The sequence below is a fragment of the Streptomyces sp. NPDC005070 genome (assembly GCF_053600395.1).
In genome coordinates this window covers 1-3085 of sequence record NZ_JBSFZS010000332.1, presented here as the reverse complement: position 1 = coordinate 3085, position 3085 = coordinate 1, and the positions used below count along the sequence as shown (strand labels likewise).

The window sequence follows — 3085 nt, the reverse complement described above, 5'->3', positions numbered from 1 at the left end:
GTCGAACGTAAATCTAGACCAACACGGAGCCGGGGCGCCACCGGCAGGCCGCCAGGGCCGCGGGCCCCGCGACCACGTATGCCCTGCCGTCGGTGATGAGGGACACCGCGGGCGGCGGCCACCGGTCGCGCCGGCGCCAGCGCTCGGGGGTCGGTGAACTCCTCGCGGACCGGCGGAGAGTCGTGGGCGCGGCCGCCGGAGCCGTGGTCTTCCTGCTGGCGGTGCTCGTGGGCGTGGCGTGGTTCTCGCCCGACAGCAGCTCCGCCGACACCCCGGAGCCCGACACGACCGTCGGGGTCGAGTCGTCCGCTCCCGCCGCCACGGTGCCGGGGGGCGCTTCGACCGGCTCGTAGGGCCGAAGGCCGGGACGGCGGGAACCGCTTCACCCAGGAGGTGCTCCGCGCCAACGGTCTGAAGCAGGCGACATACGGAGGCTGTCGCCCCGAACGGTGAGGTCACCCACTCCGAGTGACCGACGGGGCGACAGCCGTCGTACGCGACGGGAGTGACAGGACGGCCGCTGTCGCGTCGAACGCGACCGCCCCTCTTCGCTCCGGCCGGGCAACCAATACGGGCGCTCGGCCGTCCTTTGGACGAGGATCCCCGACGGGAGGGCGCCGATGGGTCTGGTGCGTGCACTGCTGCCGTTGTCGCGGGCGGCGGCCCGGCTCGGCCCCGGTCCGGGGCGGCGGCTGCTCGGCGCGGTACTGACACGCTGCGTGTCCCCGTACTGGGTGCTGCTGCGGCCGCCCCCGTCGCGGCGCCGACTGGCTTGGGCCGAGGAGGCGGCGGCCGTGTACCGGGCACTGGCCGGGGCGGAGGGCGCGCGCCCACGGGACCGGGACCTGCTGGCCCGCAGTCTTGTCCAGCACGCCTACACGCTGGTGCTCGTCGGCCGCTGTGAAGAGGCGTACTCGACGCTGGACGCGTCCTCGGACGTGCCGGGCGCGCGGTGGCCGGCGGCGCAGCGGGCCCTCCAACTGCATCTCCGGGCACAGGCACAGCTCGGCCTGGCACGGCCGGCCGACGCGCTGGTCTCGGCGGGGGAGTGCGTGGCAGCCTACCGGCGCCTCGTTCCCGCCCGACGGGACCGGAGCCTGGGCGCTCTCCCGGGTGCGTTGCGCACCTATGCGCTGGTGCTGGCGGCCCTGCGCCGCAGGGAGGAGTCGGTGGCCGCCTATGAGGAGTGCGTCGCACTGGTGCGGAGCATGTCCTTGCGGGAGTTGAGCCACGTGTTCCTGGTACGCGTTCGCGCACTGTGCGAACTCACCTCGGGACTCGTGGCGTTGGGTCGGTACGAACAGGCGCTGTCCGTCGGCAGGGAGGCCCGGGACGCCGCCGACCCGATGATGCTGCGGGCCGCGCCCGAGATCGTACGGCCGTTGAGGGTGCTGCTCTTCGCGGACCTGGCCCGTTGTCTGCAGGTGACGGGAGACCTGGCGGCGGCCCGGACGACCGCCGCGGAGGCCGTGGCCGAAGCCCGTACGCTGGCGGGCCGGAATCCGGCGGCGGGCGAACCACTGCTCGTCATGGCGCTCGACCGCCTCGGCGACCAGCTTGATGAACCGGAGCACCGTCCGGCGGAGTTGACCGCTCGGCGGGAGGCGGCCGACCTGTCCGCCACCCTCGCCTCGGAACGGCCGGACGTCTACGACCCTCTCCTCGCCGTCTGTCTCGACCGGCTGGCCGGCTGTCACACGGACGCAGGCGACCATCCTGGCGCGGTTCGGGCGGGTGAACGCGCCGTGGCCGCGTACCGGCGTGCGGCAGACCTCGACACCAGGGCACATGAGCCGCAACTCGCCCGCGTGCTGGCGGACTTGAGCCTGTCGCGGCTGAACGTCGGAGACCCCGACGGTGCGATCGGGGCCGCACGGGAGGCGGTGGCCCTCACCCGCCGTCTGGCCGAGTCCGACCGGCCCGCCGACCACGCGCTGACGGCTCGCCGTTTACGCGTTCTCGGTCGTGCCCTGCGCAACGCCGGCGACCACGGGGCGGCCGTCGCCTGCTACACGGAGTCCGAGTCCATCCTCGTCGACGCGTCGGCGGACCCCGAGGCCGGCCCGTACACGCCCTCCCTGGCCGCCGCGCGTCTCGGTCTCGCCCTCGCGCTCGACGCGGAGGCCCGCGCGCATCTGGCCGACGGCCGGGCCGACGAGGCGGTCGCGGCACTGCGCTCGCTGCTGGCGCTCACCCGCCGTACGGAGGGGACGCACATCCACGCCCGCTGTGTCACCGCCTTCGCCGACGCCCGCGCGGAGTACCCGGACACGGTCGTCCCCGCCTGGACGCGAGCGACCGGGGAGGCGTTCCCGACGTTCGTGTACCGCCTCTCCGAGACCGTGAGCGGGGACCGGCCGCCGGTCGGCAACTGAGGATCTGGGCGCCGTGTCCTGCCGGTGGGCGCCGGGGTGCGGCTCCGGTGCTCCGGTCGCGCGTCGCGGGTGAGCGAATATGGTGGAACTCTGACAAACCGGAATGTTTAGGTGGTCAACGGTCTACGGAAGTGTCATGGGTGCATCGCTTGGCGGACATGGCCGACCGGACGCGGAGCTTGACCAGGCGGTTCTCGGGGCTCTCTTCTCCGAGTCGACCGTGGGTCTCCACGTCCTCGACACGCAGCTTCGTCTGGTGCGCTTCAACACGGCGGCCCGCTTCGTCAAGGCGTTCTCTCTGGAGGAGGCCCTGGGGCACCACCCGAGGGAGTGGGGCGGTGACTTCTACTCCGGAAACCTCGAGACGACGCTCCTCGAGGTACTGGACACCGGTGTGCCCGCCCTGGACGTGGAGGTGCGCGGCCACCTGTACCCCGACCAGCCCGAGATCGTGCTGTCGGTCTCCTGCTTCCGGCTGGAGGACACCACGGGCGGCGTCCTGGGGGTGGCGACGGCGGTGGTGGACATCACCGAACGCACACGGGCGGCGGCGCGGCTGGCGCTGCTGGAACGGGCGGGCGGGCGGATCGGCACCACGCTGGACATCTTCCGCACGGCGCAGGAGTTCGCCGACGAGATGGTTCCCGAGCTGGCCGACACGGTCGTGGTCGAGGTGCTGGACTCCGTCCTGCGGGGCGAGGCCGGCGCCC

The 3085-nt window shown here is 73.3% G+C and carries 3 protein-coding genes; all 3 read left to right on the top strand.

Features of this window, described 5'->3' with window-relative positions:
• Window positions 1-95: 95 nt before the first annotated feature.
• Entirely contained in the window at window positions 96-353 is a 258-nt protein-coding gene (locus ACWEBX_RS38615; RefSeq protein ID WP_451889388.1) for a hypothetical protein, read from the top strand.
• 267 nt (window positions 354-620) lie between these two features.
• Complete coding sequence (locus ACWEBX_RS38610) at window positions 621-2375, top strand: hypothetical protein (protein WP_451889387.1); 1755 nt, start codon at window positions 621-623, stop codon at window positions 2373-2375.
• Window positions 2376-2511: 136 nt separating this feature from the next.
• On the top strand, window positions 2512-3085 hold a 574-nt coding region (locus tag ACWEBX_RS38605), incomplete at its 3' end, for a PAS domain-containing protein (RefSeq protein ID WP_451889386.1).

Coding starts and splice junctions, on each gene's coding strand:
- ACWEBX_RS38610 (WP_451889387.1), top strand. CDS start 621: ATGGGTCTGGTGCGTGCACTGCTGCCGTTGTCGCGGGCGGCGGCCCGG.
- ACWEBX_RS38615 (WP_451889388.1), top strand. CDS start 96: ATGAGGGACACCGCGGGCGGCGGCCACCGGTCGCGCCGGCGCCAGCGC.